Origin of the sequence: Thaumasiovibrio clandestinus, assembly GCF_047250365.1 — a bacterium.
In the GTDB taxonomy this organism is placed as follows: domain Bacteria; phylum Pseudomonadota; class Gammaproteobacteria; order Enterobacterales; family Vibrionaceae; genus Thaumasiovibrio.
In genome coordinates this window covers 150811-168475 of record NZ_JBLBVL010000003.1, presented here as the reverse complement: position 1 = coordinate 168475, position 17665 = coordinate 150811, and the positions used below count along the sequence as shown (strand labels likewise).

Genomic DNA, 17665 nt, shown 5'->3' with positions numbered 1-17665 from the left:
GACGTCAGCACTTACATCCAAAAACAGCAGTCATTCATTCGTTATCAAGAATACAGTCACCCTATTTCACTAACCCGAGGATGATGATATATGCAAGCGTCACACATTGGTCTCTCCTTGTTGACGACCCTAATACTGAGCAACGGAGTCTCTGCTGCAACCCCATGGGAGCCCGGTATTACTAAAGTCAGCAATGGCGAGATTGTCAGTTACAATAATCAGTGCTTCGTGGCACAAAATAACCCAGGCACGTGGGAAACACCCAGTACAAGTTCAACCTGGTTTTGGACCTCAACTATCTGCGATAGCACTACCCCACCGATTGATCCCGAGCCTCCCGTTGACCCTGAGCCACCGATAGACCCTGAGCCACCAGTGGATCCAGAACCACCTGTTGACCCAGTTCCACCCACATCAGATGCGATTCAATGGCAACCAGGTGTCACCATCGTTTCTAATGGCGACATTGTTAGCCATAATGAGCGCTGTTTTGAGGCTAAAAATAGTCCCGGTTCGTGGGAAACCCCAACTCAAAGTAATTGGTTCTGGACGGAAGTATCTTGTACAAATAACCCCGAGCCACCTGTCGACCCAGAACCGCCAGTTGACCCAGAACCACCTGTCGACCCTGAGCCACCGGTTGATCCACTACCGCCAACGACACCAGGGGACATTACTGTTATCCCTGATGGTAATGGCGGTTACTTAATGTCACGCAGTGAGCTCGCCGCTATCGAGGCATCATTAACCGACACAGATCTCTTTACGTTGGTTCGCTCAGACATTGAAACTCGCGAAAATGTCATCGTTGATGCAGTAGCGCCTAACCTGTCGACTAACCCGGAAAACGTCCAACGCGCGGAACAAATTGTCGATGAAACAACGTGGAACTTCCTGTTCCCACTTCGTAACGAGGCGTACACCTATACCCGCTTCTTACAAGCTATCGCGAAGTTCCCCGCCTTCTGTCGCACCTATACCGATGGACGTAACTCAGATGAGATTTGTAAACGTTCGCTCGCCACCATGTTTGCTCACTTCATTCAAGAGACCGGTGCCAATTCGCCTAATTGGGAAGCAACCAAAGGCGTTCCTGTATGGCGTCAGGGACTGTGGTATTTGCGCGAAATGCATAACACGGAAACAACCCAAAACGGCGCATACAGCGCTTGTGGAAGCTGGCAAGGCGAAACGTGGCCATGTGCGCCAGGCAAGAGTTATTTCGGACGAGGGGCAAAACAGCTAAGCTGGAACTACAACTACGGAGCCTTCTCTGAAGCGATGTTTGGCGACAAGTCAGTACTGTTAGAAAACCCAGCGCTTGTCGCTGATACCTGGCTTAACCTCGCCTCCGCCGTCTTCTTCTATGTGTATCCGCAACCGCCTAAACCGAGCATGCTGCATGTTATCGACGGCACGTGGCAACCGAATGCTGCCGATAAGGCCGCAGGGATCGAGCTTGGATTTGGAGCCACAATTCAGATTATCAACGGTGCTTTTGAATGTAATAAAGGGACAGAGAGCTACCAAGCCGTTAACCGAATTGATTACTATCAACGAATTTCGGCGTTGCTTGGCCTAGATATTACTGGCGAAAAACTCTCTTGTGCCGACATGAAGCCGTTTAACACGGATGGGGCTGGTGCGTTAGAGATCACCTGGGACAAAGATTGGGGCTGGAACGCCAATACACCGGGTAATCATACCTTTGCCTGTAAACTCGTTCCTTATCAATATGCCTTTAGTGCGTTACGCAGCGGCGACTACGAGAACTGTGTGAAGAAGTTCTTTAACGTCAGAACGTTTGACGATAACGGCCAAATCATTCCAGACGGCCAATAACCGGTCTGTGACTTAATGGGGAAGCATCGCTTCCCCCTTATTATGCATCAGCAATTAACACGCCAATACGATAGCCAATGACCTATCCCTCTTAACCATGCCCAGCACCAACCAAGCAGACATATCTCAAACAGATCAGCTTACTTTTCCTATGATAAATAACATTATCTAAGCCGCTGATCTATTTTCCGCACTACAGCGTAAAATACGTAGATAAGTGAAGTGGAATCCATTATGCACAGACAGATTATACTCCTTGTATTAATAGCGAACCTTTTTGCATGCTCGGCTTCAATTGAAGACTATCAAGAGGCCCGGCCTGCCTTTGCCCTGTTCGATTTCTTCGAGGGTGATGTAACAGCTTGGGGAATGCTGCAAGACTACAGTAATAAACAAACTCGGCGATTCGAAGCACAAATAACAGGCACCGTAACCGGAGATACCATAACGCTCGATGAAAAATTTCTTTTCGATGATGGCGAAACTCAAACACGGGTATGGCACATTGTTCGCCACCAGAACGGTACCTTCACTGGCACGGCATCTGATGTCGTCGGCGTAGCAACTGGACGTGTTGTCGGCAATGCTTTTCACTGGCAATACAAACTAAACGTACCAGTAGGAGAAAAGGAGTACGTGATTAGTCTAGATGACTGGCTCTATAGACAAGATGAAAATCATATGTTTAACCTTACTACCCTACGCAAATTTGGTATCACTGTAGGAAAGTTGACTCTGTTCTTTGAAAAACAACCACAAAAAAGGGAGCCTATGCTCCCTTAATATTCTTACCGAATAGCATCATTTCGCTCGTAGGCGAATCGCCGATTAACTGGCAAGACTTTGATTAATGGCTTGCAACACCGCCGCAGGATCGTCAGCCTGTGTAATTGGGCGTCCTATCACTAAATAGTCCGAGCCAGCAGCCACTGCATCAACCGGGGTCATAACTCGGCGTTGATCGCCAGCTGCACTACCCGCTGGGCGAATTCCCGGCGTAATAAGCTTAAACTGCTCGCCTAACGTCGACTTAAGTAAGTGTGATTCTTGTGCAGAGCAAACTACACCATCTAAGCCACTGTTCTGAGTCAATGTTGCCAAGCGAATAACATGATCTTGAGGCGCCGCTGTAATTCCAATTCCAGCCAAATCTGCTTGCTCCATACTGGTTAATACAGTAACCGCAATTAATAGCGGTCTATCTTTCCCATATGGTTCTAAAATCTCACGTGACGCAGTCATCATACGCTCACCACCGCTAGCATGCACGTTGACCATCCACACGCCAAGCTCCGCTGCGGCACGTACCGCACGAGAACATGTATTTGGAATATCATGAAATTTCAGATCTAAAAAAACTTCATGTCCACGCTGGTGTAACTGACGCACAAATTCAGGGCCAAGCAGAGTAAACATCTCCTTACCCACTTTTAAACGACAACTACCAGGCTCGATACGATCGACAAAGGAGAGGGCTTGATCCTGATTAGGGTAGTCCAAAGCAACGATCACTTTAGGGTCGTTTTGGAACGAATTTGGCATAGGTACTCCTGATTGTCGATATAAGAAGGTGATTACTAAAAGCAATCGATTACTTGCGGGGGGCGATTATATGAGATATTCAAACAAGAGGCTAGCACTACTCACCGTCTAAGCCGCGAATCGGTTTGACCCGAGCCCAACTCTTACACGACGGGCACTGCCAATATAACGATTGTCCAGAAAAGCCGCATTTCTGACAACGGTAGCGCGGTTTCATTTTCAGTTGCTCACCGACCAATCTGCGTAAACTACTCAAACTGGTTCTCGCCCTTCCTTCCTCCGCCTCATCAAGATGGTAATCCATTAAGCGATAAAACCCTTTCATTGTTGGGTTCTTCGTTAATTGGCGAGTAATGAAAGCTTGGGCCGATTCGGCTCCTTGCTCTTTAGCGATAAACTCAGCAAGTTTTAGTTCAGTGGTCACGCCCGCCTTGGCATCAACCGCAATTTTCAAGAACCTCATCATACCCAACTCATCACCCAAGCCAATATAAGCTTGGGCCAGCAATGGAATAGCTTCACTGACAAAATCAATGTCCTGCTCAACAATACTTTCTAAAGCTATGACCGCTTTTTTATAGCGCTGTTGCTCAAGGTAAATCCGCGCCATCATGAGGTTGGCACGAACACACACTTTATCCGCCTGTATCGCTTTCTTTAAATATTGAAGTGCATGAGCCGTTTCCTCAGCGGCCAGTTCTTGCATGGCCAGCTCACAATAAAACTGACCAATATCGCGCTTCAGTTTCACCTTACCTACCTTCACCAACTCTTGTGCTGCATCGATAGCTTTTGGCCATTCACGCGTACGTTGATAAATAGATAACAACTGCTTCAAGGCATACTCTCGGTGATCACGCTCTTCTAGCAATTGTGCAAATATTTTTTCTGCTCGATCATAAAAACCCGCCACCAAATAGTCTTGGCCAAGCTGCTGAAGGGCTAAGTTATGTTGATCAATGGTGAGGTTTTGACGAGCAATAAGGTTCTGGTGAATGCGGATAGCACGATCAACCTCTCCGCGACTACGAAAGAGATTACCTAGAGCAAGGTGAGTATCGATAGTTTCACTATCAACCTGCAATAGCTCGATAAAAACATCGACGGCTTTATCTGATTTATCGGCCAGCAGTAGGTTCAAACCCTCAACATATTGTCTGGATATTTGATGCGACTTCTCTTGCCGTCGATTATAAGCATTTCTGTTGCCCATGTACCAACCGTAGCCAGCAGCAATAGGGAGTAACAGAAACAACAACTCCAACATCGAAGATTTAGTCCTTCACTACTACCGCAGTAGTATCTGCTGCCGGCGCTGCACGTAGCTTATCTAATTCTTGCTGCTGTTTATCCAGCTTTTTCACTACACGCTTATGCGCAAAGCGAACTTTGATATACAAGGCGCCACAAATAGCCCAGCCGACAATAAACCCAAGGGCAAAAATAATACCCAACAAAATTGATAGCGTAAATTCACCCTGAGCGAGTAGGTAATTAAAGGTCACCACTTGTTGATTTTGTGCACCTAGTGCTAACGTTATCAAAAAGCAGGCAATCAACAGTAGAATACTCAAAACTCTCATCGGGAATCCTTTTAAATAATGTTTCTCAGAGCCATGATTATGCAGCAAATTGGGTCATCAGACCATCCATGAAGTCGAAAAATTCAGTGTATAGATCAGAAAAAATTGATTCAGGTTAATGGGATGACATATTGAAAGCGATAATCAGCACTTAACAGACCATTAGCTTTAGCTATAAAAAAACGGCATACCTAGGTATGCCGTTTTATCTGCCACATGTAAATCAGTAATTTACACGTTCTCGAAGTTCTTTTCCTGGTTTAAAGTGAGGAACGTATTTACCGTCCAACTCAACTTTATCTCCAGTCTTCGGATTACGTCCAACGCGTGGCGCGCGGTAATGTAATGAGAAACTGCCAAAACCGCGGATCTCGATACGATCACCTTCCGCTAAGGTTGATGACATCGTTTCAAGAATTTCCTTGATTGCATCTTCTACCTGTTTGGCAGAAAGATGTGTTTGTTGACTGCACAGTCTTTCTATAAGCTCTGATTTTGTCATAAACACTCCGTTTTTGTCTATTTCTCAATAGTATAACCGCAAATGGGAGAATTGCTTCCCCCAATGGCAAAATTATTCGCCTTTCGCTGCTTTGAACGCGTCAGCCATTGCATTACCGAACGCGCCTTCATCTTGCTTGTTCAGTGATGCCATTGCTTCTTGCTCTTCAGCTTCGTCTTTCGCTTTGATAGACAAGTTGATTACGCGGTTCTTACGGTCAACACCAGTGAACTTAGCTTCAACTTTGTCACCTACAGAAAGGATCAAAGATGCATCTTCTACGCGGTCACGAGAAACTTCAGATACGCGGATGTAACCTTCAACGCCTTCTGCTAGCTCAACTACTGCGCCTTTCGCGTCAGATTCAGTAACAGTACCAGTTACTAGAGCGCCTTTCTTGTTCAGTGAAACGAAACCGTTGAATGGGTCTTCTTCGATTTGTTTAACACCAAGAGAAATACGCTCACGCTCAGCGTCAACTGCAAGAACAACTGCAGAGATTTCGTCGCCTTTCTTGTATTCACGTACTGCTTCTTCACCAGTAACATTCCAAGAAATGTCAGACAGGTGAACTAGACCGTCGATGCCGCCGTCAAGACCGATGAAGATACCGAAGTCAGTGATAGACTTGATCTTACCAGTAACTTTGTCGCCTTTCGCTTGCATTTCAGCGAATGACTGCCAAGGGTTAGCTTTACACTGCTTAAGACCTAGGCTGATACGACGACGCTCTTCGTCAATCTCAAGAACCATAACCTCAACTTCGTCGCCTACATTAACAACTTTAGAAGGGTGGATGTTCTTGTTAGTCCAATCCATTTCAGAAACGTGTACTAGACCTTCAACGCCTTCTTCGATTTCTACGAAGCAGCCGTAGTCAGTTAGGTTAGTAACGCGACCAGTCAGCTTAGTGCTTTCTGGGTAACGCTTAGCGATTGCTACCCATGGATCTTCACCAAGTTGCTTAAGACCTAGAGATACGCGAGTACGCTCACGGTCAAACTTCAGAACTTTAACGTTGATTTCGTCACCAACATTAACGATTTCTGATGGGTGCTTAACACGTTTCCAAGCCATGTCAGTGATGTGTAGAAGACCGTCAACACCACCTAGGTCTACGAACGCACCGTAGTCAGTTAGGTTCTTAACGATACCTTTAACTTCCATGCCTTCTTGTAGAGAAGCAAGTAGCTCATCACGCTCAACACTGTTTTCAGATTCGATAACAGCACGACGAGAAACAACAACGTTGTTGCGCTTCTGGTCAAGTTTGATAACTTTGAACTCTAGCTCTTTACCTTCAAGGTGAGCTGTGTCACGTACTGGACGTACGTCAACAAGAGAACCAGGTAGGAACGCACGGATGCCGTTAAGTTCTACGGTGAAACCGCCCTTAACCTTACCGTTGATAACGCCCATAACTGTCTCAGCGTCTTCGTAAGCTTTCTCAAGTTGGATCCAAGCTTCATGACGTTTCGCTTTCTCACGAGAAAGTTGAGTCTCACCGAAACCATCTTCAATCGCATCTAGAGCTACGTCTACTTGAGCACCAACTTCAACTTCAAGTTCGCCAGCAGCGTTCTTGAATTGCTCTGCTGGGATAGCAGACTCAGACTTAAGGCCAGCATCAACAAGAACGAAACCGTTCTCGATAGCTACTACAGTACCTTTAACAATTGCACCAGGGCGTGTTTCGATTTCGTTCAGAGACTCTGCAAAGAGTTGAGCAAAAGATTCAGTCATTTAATTAATCTTCAATTTGATTAACAACCACGGGTATCCTACCGCATGGGGTTGATATAAAAGTCAGTAATCATCCTTAATCCTGACACCGTCAGTGGCGTAACTTATTACACTGTAATTGGCTACGACACCGATAATTGGGTTTCTATATAAGCGAGTGCCTTTTCAGTCACTTGTTCGATGTTTAATTCTGTCGAATCAAGGACTAAAGCATCATCTGCCGGACGTAACGGCGCAACAGCACGATTACGGTCTCGGTAATCACGCTCTTGAATTTCGCTTAAAAGGGCGTCGAGGTTAACATCTAAACCTTTATTTTGCAACTGGTTCATACGGCGTTTAGCTCGTTCTTCCGCACTTGCATCAAGAAAGATTTTTACCTCAGCGCGTGGGAATACGACCGTTCCCATATCACGTCCATCCGCAATCAATCCAGGTTCTCCGGCAAACGCGCGTTGACGACGTAATAGAGCTTCTCTTACACGGGGTAATGCCGCAATTTTTGAAGCTGTGTTACCCACGTCTTCTGTACGTAACGTACCTGACACATCCTCACCTTCAAGAATAACCTTTACTAGGTCACCCTCAGCGATAAACTGCACGTCTAAATTCGCGGCTAAAGGAACAAGTGCGTCCTCGGAGGTGATATCTACATCGTGGTGTAACGCGGCTAGGGCTAAAACGCGATAAATGGCACCAGAGTCCAGTAATCTCATGCCCAGCTGGTCAGCTAAAAGCATACACAGGGTGCCCTTTCCAGCACCGCTTGGTCCGTCGACAGTAATCACTGGCGCAGAACTCGACATAATCCATCTCCACTTTTTATTTGTTGGCTTACGTTTACCAACATTGGCGATGGCGAATTATACGTGATGTTTGGGGTTTTCGCCATTGAGATAACGCCATCACATAAGGTTATTCTTAATATTCAGATGGCGTTATTTTAGTCGAAATGCTGCAATGGTGTCGTTATGACTGACTTAATGCATCTAAACGAGAGAAAAAGTCGGGGAATGTTTTTGAGGTACATTTGGGGTCATTGATAGTGACAGGGGTATCACTTAATGCCACCAACGAAAAACACATCGCCATTCGATGATCATCGTAAGTGTCTATCGCTGCATGCGTTAACTGCTTTGGTGGCGTAATAATAATGTAATCGTCACCCTCTTCCACCTCCGCCCCCACTTTGCGAAGTTCCGTGGCCATTGCTGCTAATCGATCGGTCTCTTTCACACGCCAGTTGTACACATTACGAATGGCCGTGGTTCCCTCAGCAAAAAGTGCTGTAGTCGCTATCGTCATTGCTGCATCTGGAATATGGTTAAAATCCATATCAATGGCTTTTAACTCTCCACGCCGCGCTATCACATAGTCATCGCCCCATTCAATCTCTGCGCCCATTGCTGATAATGCATCAGCAAATTGCACATCGCCTTGAATGCTCTTACGGCCGATACCTGTCACTTTGATTTCGCCACCTTTAATTGCTGCCGCAGCGAGAAAGTAAGAGGCTGATGAGGCATCCCCTTCAACCAAAAACTCGCCTGGAGAGATGTATCGCTCACCAGCTGGTACAATAAATGTTTGATAATCTTGATTTTCAACATCAATACCAAATTGCGCCATAATGTGTAACGTTATATCGATATACGGCTTAGAGACGAGCTCACCTTTAATACGAATAACGGTGGTTTGGTCTGCTAATGGTGCCACCATCAAAAATGCAGTAAGGAATTGACTAGAGATGGAACCGTCTATCTCTACCTCCCCTCCCTTTAACCCTGTCCCCTTTATTAATAGAGGTGGGTAGTTAGGATTTTCAAGATAAGTAACATTCGCGCCAACGGTACGCAATGCATCGACAAGATGCCCAATCGGGCGCTCTTTCATGCGAGGTTCGCCAGTTAGAATGTACTCGCCCTGACCTACTGACAGTGCAGCGGCTAGAGGACGCATTGCAGTCCCTGCATTGCCTAAAAACAGCTCTAATACCTGCTCTGGCCCTGAAAAAGCACCACCCAACCCTTCCACTTCACACACTGTTTTGTCTTCTGATAGTGTGTAATTAACACCTAGAGAGTTCAGCGCGGTCAGCATGTGCCGAATATCATCACTGTCTAATAAATTAGTAAGGCGAGTTTTTCCCTTCGCCAACGCTGCTAATAGCAAGGCACGGTTTGATACGCTTTTAGAACCGGGTAAATTCACTTCACCATTAACGCGAGAGATAGGTTGAAGAGTAAGGCTTTCCATTAGTGTTTTTACAATCCTGTATATAAATGTTCAATGACTGTACCTAAAAGTTACCGATGACGCTAGCCTCAATTCAGGGCAACAGACAGAAAAGGGGCATTATCATGCCCCTTACAATCTAAGCAACTATTTATATGGAATTAGTCGTCGCAATCGTACACATCTACGCCATCAAAATCGCACTCGACATCGACCCATTGGCCATTAAATTTTTGCAGTGAATAGTCGCGAGCAAAATAACCCCATAAGGTGTTATCAGCAACAGGACCTTCTAACTCAATATCATCATCACGATCTTCTTTTTCAATCTCAAGTGCCCTAAAGTTACCGTTGTAGAAGCGACCTTCAATTTCAACCCACTGACCATTCAAGTTACTAAGCGTCAATCCATCGTCGAACTCTGTATTACCATCTACGACAATCACGATACCATTGATGCTAAGCTGCTCATTTTGATAAACCGCCAAGCCCTCGACCTCGAACTCTTTACCACGCTCATAATCACCGCCATCTTCGAAATCGATCTCTTCAGCAATTAAACGTCCTTGATTAAACACGGTTTCGACCTCGACCCAACGCCCTGATTGTAAGTCGCTACGACGCCCATCATCGAACTCAGTGCGATCATTAACTTCTATACGCAAGCGACTATTAAGCTCAAATAACGTGACATCATTATTCACCCACGTCACTAAACCTTCTATTTCTACGTCATCAAAATCCGCATCATCTTCCACCTCAACATCATACGCCTTGAAATTGTTGTTATCGTACAGTTCGCCATACACCTCAACCCAAGCGCCATTAACCAACTCATCACGATCGTCCACATCAGCGGCACTGTAATCCACTCTCATCGTACCAAGATAAAACTCATTATCACTCAATCGTGACACCTGACCTTCAATCTCAACTTGCGCGACTGGCTCAATGCGGGAAACAGCGACAACTTCATCCTCACCATTCACTGTTGGGTAGGTTGTCACCATCACCCAGTCTCCCACTCGGATATCAGGAAGAGCATCAAATATTAGCTCAACCCCGTTGACCGTGAACTGGTGACCTGACACTGCACTCACTTCGCCCACCAAGCTTGGGTCAAGTTTCATTTCAGAGATGTTGTTATCTGTAACAGAGAACTGGGCTCGCATTCCGTCTGTAAGGGTGCTGAACTCTAGCGGTTGATTGCGGTACAATACTTGCGCTTGTGTTGCACTGAGTTGATATCCGTTTACTGTTAACGTTTTATTTTGTTGAGAAAGGTTCTGGATTTGCCCATCCAGTAAGCCTGTTTTGGTGTCTCTGTTGTCGTTATCACCCGAACCACCGCACCCAACCAGCATTGCGCTAACGCTCGCTAACAGAATAATTTTTTTCATTTGTCACCCATCAATTCGTTTAGAAGACCTCATACAGCGACTATTCTAATTTTAAGGGCGTGAAGTAATCGTGAAATATATGTCAGGCTATCGTCAATGAAAGTACTCATCGTAGAAGATAATCAACAAGTTACAGAGACACTCGCTGATTTTTTGGAAGTGGAGGGAATTGATGTTGATTGTGCTTACAATGGATACAGTGCTATCGCACTGGTTCAACAGCACCATTACGATGTCATCATAATGGATATCATGATGCCAAAGCTAGATGGCATCCTTGCTACCCAACGGCTTCGAAAAGAGATGCGCTGTCAAATACCGATTCTTTTTTTGTCAGCCAAAGACGGCTTACAAGATAAGCAGGCGGCATTCGACGCAGGGGGAGATGACTACCTGATAAAACCTTTTGCGATGGCAGAATTGTTAATGCGCTTACACGCTCTCAATAAGCGAGGTCCACAAAGAGACTTAGCACAACTCACCTTTGGCGATTTGCAGCTCGATACCCTTACTCACCGTGTCACCCGGGCAAACAGCCCGTTAAAGCTCAGTCATATACAGTTTAAAATATTGCAACTGCTGATGCAAAAAGCGCCCGGCATTGTAACTCGGTCAGAAATCATTCACGACGTTTGGAATGACCAGCCTCCAAGCAGCGATGCGCTACGCAGCCATATCTATGGCTTAAGAAATGCTATCGATAAAGACTACCCCATTACTTATCTGGAAACACTACATGGCAAAGGCTACCGACTTAAATAACAAGCCTTACCCCAGTATTTATCGCAAAATACGCTGGGCCTTTGGCGTTCCTACCCTGCTAATGTTTGCTATCTTTTGGGGCATGGTGTATATGGCTGAAAATAAACTAGAGATCATCAGCTTAGAACATTGGCTCGATACAGAATATGCCCGCTACTCGCGAGACTATCAAAAATTGGGTGAGCAAGCCCCATTACCCAACCGTTACGAGTTTTATACTTTCCGCTCTGACAAGAAAGTGCCACAGTGGTTAAGCGAATATGAAAATGAAGGCTTTTACGGGCATAAATTTAAAGACGAAACACGGCATTTTTTAGTTCGTCCTCACCCTGCAGATCCCACCGTTCGGTTATACATACTCTTTCAAGATCATGCTGATGATTATCTTAACGAATATGAAGCACAACTCCACTTAATGGCATTTATTCTTGGTACATTAGTAACGCTCGGGGTGTTAGGATATAGCTATTACTTTATTCGCTCTGTCTCTGCACCGCTAGCAGCTATTGAACGAAAGATCCCACTGCTCTCTCCCGAGTCTCCTCAATTTAAAATCGATAGCCACTTTCGTGAAACTCGCCATATCGAACAAGCACTACTATCTAACAAAACAGAAATTGAACACTTTTTTCAACGCGAGCAAGAGTTCAGTCGGTTTGCGTCCCACGAGCTTCGTACGCCAATTACCGTAATAAGGGGCTCGGCAGAACTATTAGCAAAACTCAACATCGAGCAACCCCTCGCTCAAAAAGCCATACAACGCATTCAAACCGCCAGTACCGAGATGTCACTGCTTACCGACGCCTTTTTATTACTGGGTAAAGCTGAAATCCCCTCCCACTTTATTGAACACGTACAACTTAGGCATCAATTAGAGCAACAACTTATCAGCCTAAATCCACTTTTTGAGCATTGTGCCTATAATTATCACCTCCAAATCGAACCGGAGCCCAGTTACGTTTTAGCCCCGACGAGCTTCGTCGCTATTTTAATGAACAACTTATTCAAAAACGCTGCTAACTTCGCAACCGGTGATATCGATATTCATTTACAAAACCAAACCCTCACGATTCGCAACCAGTATAATCCTCAAGATCACAGTGGCTATGGGTGTGGTTTGGTCATTGTTGAGAGAATTTGCGAAAGAATGGATTGGATTGTGACCATCATAAAAGAGGCAGAGATGTTTACCATCGAGGTGAAATTTAAATGACGGGGGTCAGTACCCCCGTCTCATTGTTACTTTTGATGTTGATCGGCAAACTGCTTCATGTAATCCACTAATGCTGCCACGCCTTCTTTTGGCATCGCATTATAAATAGACGCACGCATTCCACCCACAGCACGGTGGCCTTTTAGCGCCCGTAGGCCTATCTCATCCGCGCCTTGTAAAAATACACTGTCTAACTCAGGTTTAGCCAGTTGGAACGGCACATTCATTAATGAGCGATTATCAGGATGAACATCGTTGCTATAGAATGGCGACTGATCGATATAGTCGTATAACAGCGCTGCCTTCTCTTCATTGTGCTTTTGCATGCCTACCACACCACCTTGCTGCTTAAGCCACTCAAACACTTTACCCGCTAAATACCATGCAAACGTTGGTGGTGTGTTATACATCGATTCCTTCTCAAACAGCACCTTATAATTAAGAATACTTGGGAGGGTATCGCTCGCGAAATCAAGTAAGTCATCGCGAACAATCACGATGGTCAATCCAGCTGGGCCAATGTTCTTCTGTGCACCTGCATAAATCACCCCATAGCGGCTAACATCGATTGGGCGTGACAAAATTGTTGATGACATATCAGCAACAATCGGTTTATCCGTTTGAGGTAGATCTCTAATCTCAATGCCATCAATGGTTTCATTTGGACAAAAATGCACATAAGCGGCATCTGGTGAGATTGTCCACTCAGATGCAGGCAAAATCGCTTTCTTACCATCTCGCTGACAAGTAATATCCAGTACATTTGGCTGACAGTACTTTTTCGCTTCAACCACTGCGCTTTGTGCCCAGTAGCCGCCATCCATATAATCAGCACTGGTCTGTTCACCTAACAAATTCATTGGCACTGCAGCAAATTGAGCGCGTGCGCCACCTTGGCAGAAAAGCACTTTATAGTTATCTGGAATCGATAATAAGTCGCGTAAATCTCGCTCAGCTTTCTCTGCTACCGCAATGAATGGCAGACCGCGATGGCTTATTTCCATCACCGATGTGCCAAACCCACCCCAATTCAAAAACTCTTTTTGGGCTTCAGCCATAACCTGTTGAGGTAACATTGCCGGTCCGGCACTGAAGTTAAATACTTTTTCCATAACGAATTAATTGCTCCTGCTCGTTGCGTGATCCTAGCCAGTTGACTGATTTAACACTGAGTAACGAGAAAAATAAAGCAACATTTACCATAAAACAAAAAATCCAGCCGTAGCTGGATTTTTTATCAAATTCATTCCGCTGAATTTAAATGCCGGCACGCTTAAACAAACCAGCCATCAATGCAGAGCTTGCTTTCACTTGCTTAGCTTTGTTTTTAAACTCACGAACCAGTGCTGCATCATTCACTTCTGTGGCAATGTAAACCATTGAGTGATACATATCTCGCGCAGTTTTGATTCGCTTTTTGTCATTCATTGGCGCGAGGATTTTCACCACTTCCGTGCCCTTCATCCCTTTCTCTTCAGCATAAGCTTGTACTGAACCGAGCAGTCGGTCTAAATCAAGAGCAGCTTCAGAGTTTTCAGCGCCCATCTTCTTAATTTCTTTCATATTACGCTTACGCATCTGATTGATGATAAACGCAGGTTTATTTAGCTTCTTATAGCCCAAGAAACCAAGCACAACCAATGCAGCCACACCACCAACGACATAACCCCAGATAGAGCCAGATGACTCAACAACGGGTTGAACAATATCTACCGTAGTAGCAATAGACTCTGGTACATCAGACATATTTGAAACCTTTTAATTCTTTGGAACCAATCACCATCACATTATGCACACTACGCGCTAAGAACCATGTGATTTGTCAATTTTTATGTAAATAGAGAGACAAAGCTCAAGGTTATGACATATTTCCTATCACTCGTGTTCAATAAATAAGCCATAACACTATCACCTTGCCTGCATATAAAAAAACCCACCGAAGCGATGGGTTTTTTAGTCCGTAGCATTTAATCGCTAGTCTTGCGTCGACTCAGTATCGGTCGAACTGCTATCTACGTTGTCATCTGATACTGATTCTTCACCAGCTTCATCTTCCAACAATAGCTCTTCTTCAGGCTCATCGATACGTTGAAGTCCAACGACATGCTCGCCTTCTGACGTACGGATTAAGGTGACACCTTGTGTATTACGACCAACGCGGCTCACCTCAGCGACGCGAGTACGAACCAGCGTACCTGCATCAGTGATCATCATGAACTCATCGCCTTCGTCAGCTTGAACTGCACCGACAACACTGCCGTTACGCTCAGACACCTTGATTGAGACAACACCTTGTGTCGCTCGGCTCTTCGCTGGGTACTCGGAAAGTTCAGTGCGTTTACCGTAACCATTTTCGGTAACCGTTAAAACGTCACCATCAGACTTCGGAATGATTAGCGAAACGACGCTATCGCCTTCGGCTAACTTAATACCACGAACACCAGCAGCTGTACGGCCCATGGCACGAACACCACCTTTCGCATTGCCTTCCTCATCAATCACAGGGCTTTCGTAGAAACGAACAACCTTACCGTATGATGAGAACAGCATGATATCGCGAGTACCGTCAGTGACGTCTACACCAATTAACGAATCGCCTTCACGTAAGTTAACGGCAATAATACCGGCACTACGTGGACGACTGAAGTCAGTTAGTGGCGTTTTCTTAACAGTACCGTCTGCGGTTGCCATGAAGACGAACTTATCTTCTGCATACTCTGTTATTGGCAAGATAGCAGTAATACGTTCGCCTTCTTCTAGCGGAAGAATATTAACAATTGGCTTACCACGCGCAGTACGCGTTGCATGCGGTAATTGATAAACTTTCAGCCAGTACATGCGGCCACGGCTTGAGAAACAAAGTATGGTATCGTGAGTATTCGCCACCAACAGTTTCTCAATGTAGTCTTCATCTTTCATGCGCGTTGCAGCTTTACCTTTACCACCACGACGCTGCGCTTCGTATTCAGACAATAGCTGATACTTCACATAGCCTTCATGGGACAGTGTCACGACAACGTCTTCTTGGTTGATAAGATCTTCCAAGTCGATATCATGGCTTGCTGCGGTAATTTCAGTACGACGCTCGTCGTTAAACTGGACTCGAACCGCTTCTAGCTCTTCACGAATCACTTCCATCAAACGTTCAGTGCTACCAAGAATCTTCAATAGCTCTTCGATTTGCTCAAGAAGCGCCTTATATTCATCAAGGATCTTCTCGTGCTCTAGACCAGTCAACTTATGTAGACGTAGGTCAAGAATCGCTTGTGCTTGTTGCTCAGTTAGGAAGTACTGACCTTCTCGAATGCCAAACTCTTCTTCTAACCATTCAGGTCGAGCTGCATCAACACCAGCGCGCTCAAGCATGGCAGCCACATCACCCAGTGACCAACCGCGAGTCTGTAGACCCACACGCGCTTCAGCGGGTGTTGGCGCCGCTTTGATCAACTCGATGATGTCATCAATGTTAACCAATGCAATCGCTAAACCTTCAAGGATATGTGCACGTTCACGCGCTTTACGAAGTTCGAAAATCGTACGACGTGTTACCACTTCCTGACGGTGGTTCACGAAACACTTCAACATCTCTTTAAGATTGAAAAGCTTCGGTTGACCATTGTCGAGAGCGACCATGTTGATACCAAAAGTCGTTTGAAGCTGAGTTTGCGAATAAAGGTTATTAAGAACCACTTCACCAACAGCATCTCGACGGCACTCAATAACAATACGCATGCCATCTTTATCAGACTCATCGCGTAGTGCTGAAATGCCTTCGACTTTCTTATCTTTAACTAACTCTGCGATCTTTTCGATAAGTCGAGCTTTGTTTACCTGGTAAGGAATCTCGCTGACAATAATGGTCTCTTTGCCATTTTTCTCAGTTTCAATTTCTGCTTTCGAACGCATGTAAATTTTACCGCGACCCGTCTTGTAGGCATCAACGATACCCTTACGGCCATTGATAATCGCTGCCGTAGGAAAGTCAGGGCCAGGTATGTGCTCGATTAGCTCGTCGATGGTGATATCGTTATTATCGATATACGCTAAACAGCCATCGATCACTTCACCTAAGTTGTGAGGTGGGATATTCGTTGCCATACCAACCGCGATGCCAGACGAACCATTAACCAGTAAGTTCGGGACACGAGTAGGTAATACCGCTGGGATTTGTTCAGTACCATCGTAGTTATCAACGTAATCGACAGTATCTTTATCTAAGTCAGCAAGAAGTTCGCTAGCAATTTTTGCCATACGAACTTCGGTATAACGCATGGCTGCCGCGGAATCTCCGTCAACAGAACCAAAGTTACCCTGACCATCAACCAGCATATAGCGCAGCGCAAACGGCTGAGCCATACGAACGATAGTATCGTAAACCGCGCTATCGCCATGTGGATGGTATTTACCAATCACATCACCGACAACACGGGCAGATTTTTTATATGGTTTATTCCAGTCATTTCCCAGTACATTCATCGCGAATAATACGCGACGGTGTACGGGCTTCAGGCCATCACGCACATCCGGAAGTGCTCGACCAACGATGACAGACATCGCGTAGTCAAGGTACGAGTTTTTAAGCTCATCTTCGATATTTACGGGCGTGATCTCTTTTGCAAGATCGCTCATGGAGCCAAATTCCCTCAAATAATTTTGTCGTATTTATATACGTGCAAGTCGAGGGAATATACCATGAATCAGCAGGTAAACGCACCCCTTTCCTGCATTTCTACGCTTTTCTGTAACATTGTTCGAAAAAGTGTCATCCCGCTTTGAACGCACCTCTATCATCCGAACAAAACTTAACCGACCATCAGCATAATTTGTTCCAACACTGCCTTTC

15 protein-coding genes are annotated in these 17665 nt (G+C 45.3%); 4 read left to right on the top strand and 11 right to left on the bottom strand.

What is annotated here, in order from left to right:
- Nucleotides 1-90: 90 nt before the first annotated feature.
- Together ACKLNH_RS06345 and ACKLNH_RS06340 are read left to right on the top strand one after the other, a co-directional pair.
- Complete coding sequence (locus ACKLNH_RS06345) at nucleotides 91-1842, top strand: chitinase (RefSeq protein WP_413111413.1); 1752 nt, start codon at nucleotides 91-93, stop codon at nucleotides 1840-1842.
- Between the two features lie 234 nt (nucleotides 1843-2076).
- Complete coding sequence (locus ACKLNH_RS06340; RefSeq protein WP_413111412.1) at nucleotides 2077-2625, top strand: DUF3833 domain-containing protein; 549 nt, start codon at nucleotides 2077-2079, stop codon at nucleotides 2623-2625.
- Between the two features lie 45 nt (nucleotides 2626-2670).
- Here the strand turns inward: ACKLNH_RS06340 and pyrF are convergent, their stop codons facing one another.
- The 8 genes from pyrF to ACKLNH_RS06300 form a co-directional block, all read right to left on the bottom strand.
- On the bottom strand, nucleotides 2671-3384 hold the full coding sequence (gene pyrF / locus ACKLNH_RS06335) for an orotidine-5'-phosphate decarboxylase (RefSeq protein ID WP_413111411.1): 714 nt from the start codon (nucleotides 3382-3384) through the stop codon (nucleotides 2671-2673).
- Nucleotides 3385-3481: 97 nt separating this feature from the next.
- Nucleotides 3482-4651, bottom strand: coding sequence for a lipopolysaccharide assembly protein LapB (gene lapB / locus ACKLNH_RS06330; RefSeq protein WP_413111410.1), 1170 nt, complete (start codon nucleotides 4649-4651; stop codon nucleotides 3482-3484).
- A gap of 7 nt (nucleotides 4652-4658) precedes the next feature.
- Nucleotides 4659-4967: a LapA family protein gene (locus ACKLNH_RS06325; RefSeq protein ID WP_413111409.1), complete on the bottom strand. Its 309-nt coding sequence runs from the start codon at nucleotides 4965-4967 to the stop codon at nucleotides 4659-4661.
- 223 nt (nucleotides 4968-5190) lie between these two features.
- The gene (gene ihfB / locus ACKLNH_RS06320) at nucleotides 5191-5469 is read right to left on the bottom strand and encodes an integration host factor subunit beta (RefSeq protein WP_413111408.1); all 279 of its coding nucleotides are present in this window, start codon (nucleotides 5467-5469) and stop codon (nucleotides 5191-5193) included.
- 72 nt (nucleotides 5470-5541) lie between these two features.
- Nucleotides 5542-7212, bottom strand: coding sequence for a 30S ribosomal protein S1 (gene rpsA, locus ACKLNH_RS06315; protein ID WP_413111407.1), 1671 nt, complete (start codon nucleotides 7210-7212; stop codon nucleotides 5542-5544).
- A 122-nt stretch (nucleotides 7213-7334) separates the two neighbouring features.
- Complete coding sequence (cmk, locus tag ACKLNH_RS06310) at nucleotides 7335-8018, bottom strand: (d)CMP kinase (protein WP_413111406.1); 684 nt, start codon at nucleotides 8016-8018, stop codon at nucleotides 7335-7337.
- A 163-nt stretch (nucleotides 8019-8181) separates the two neighbouring features.
- Nucleotides 8182-9468 carry a 3-phosphoshikimate 1-carboxyvinyltransferase gene (gene aroA, locus ACKLNH_RS06305; RefSeq protein ID WP_413111405.1) on the bottom strand — a complete coding sequence of 429 codons (1287 nt, stop codon included), beginning with the start codon at nucleotides 9466-9468 and terminating at the stop codon, nucleotides 8182-8184.
- Between the two features lie 140 nt (nucleotides 9469-9608).
- Nucleotides 9609-10847 carry a DUF5666 domain-containing protein gene (locus tag ACKLNH_RS06300; RefSeq protein WP_413111404.1) on the bottom strand — a complete coding sequence of 413 codons (1239 nt, stop codon included), beginning with the start codon at nucleotides 10845-10847 and terminating at the stop codon, nucleotides 9609-9611.
- A gap of 96 nt (nucleotides 10848-10943) precedes the next feature.
- On the opposite strand from ACKLNH_RS06300, the gene ACKLNH_RS06295 reads away from it, so the two are divergent.
- Both ACKLNH_RS06295 and ACKLNH_RS06290 read left to right on the top strand, forming a co-directional pair.
- Nucleotides 10944-11609, top strand: coding sequence for a response regulator transcription factor (locus ACKLNH_RS06295; RefSeq protein WP_413111403.1), 666 nt, complete (start codon nucleotides 10944-10946; stop codon nucleotides 11607-11609).
- The gene (locus ACKLNH_RS06290) at nucleotides 11584-12822 is read left to right on the top strand and encodes a sensor histidine kinase (RefSeq protein ID WP_413111402.1); all 1239 of its coding nucleotides are present in this window, start codon (nucleotides 11584-11586) and stop codon (nucleotides 12820-12822) included. Before ACKLNH_RS06295 ends, ACKLNH_RS06290 begins: the two co-directional genes overlap by 26 nt.
- A gap of 26 nt (nucleotides 12823-12848) precedes the next feature.
- Here the strand turns inward: ACKLNH_RS06290 and serC are convergent, their stop codons facing one another.
- The 3 genes from serC to gyrA form a co-directional block, all read right to left on the bottom strand.
- The gene (serC, locus tag ACKLNH_RS06285; RefSeq protein ID WP_413111401.1) at nucleotides 12849-13934 is read right to left on the bottom strand and encodes a 3-phosphoserine/phosphohydroxythreonine transaminase; all 1086 of its coding nucleotides are present in this window, start codon (nucleotides 13932-13934) and stop codon (nucleotides 12849-12851) included.
- Nucleotides 13935-14079: 145 nt separating this feature from the next.
- On the bottom strand, nucleotides 14080-14568 hold the full coding sequence (locus tag ACKLNH_RS06280; protein ID WP_413111400.1) for a hypothetical protein: 489 nt from the start codon (nucleotides 14566-14568) through the stop codon (nucleotides 14080-14082).
- 228 nt (nucleotides 14569-14796) lie between these two features.
- Nucleotides 14797-17451 carry a DNA topoisomerase (ATP-hydrolyzing) subunit A gene (gene gyrA / locus ACKLNH_RS06275; protein WP_413111399.1) on the bottom strand — a complete coding sequence of 885 codons (2655 nt, stop codon included), beginning with the start codon at nucleotides 17449-17451 and terminating at the stop codon, nucleotides 14797-14799.
- Nucleotides 17452-17665: the final 214 nt, after the last annotated feature.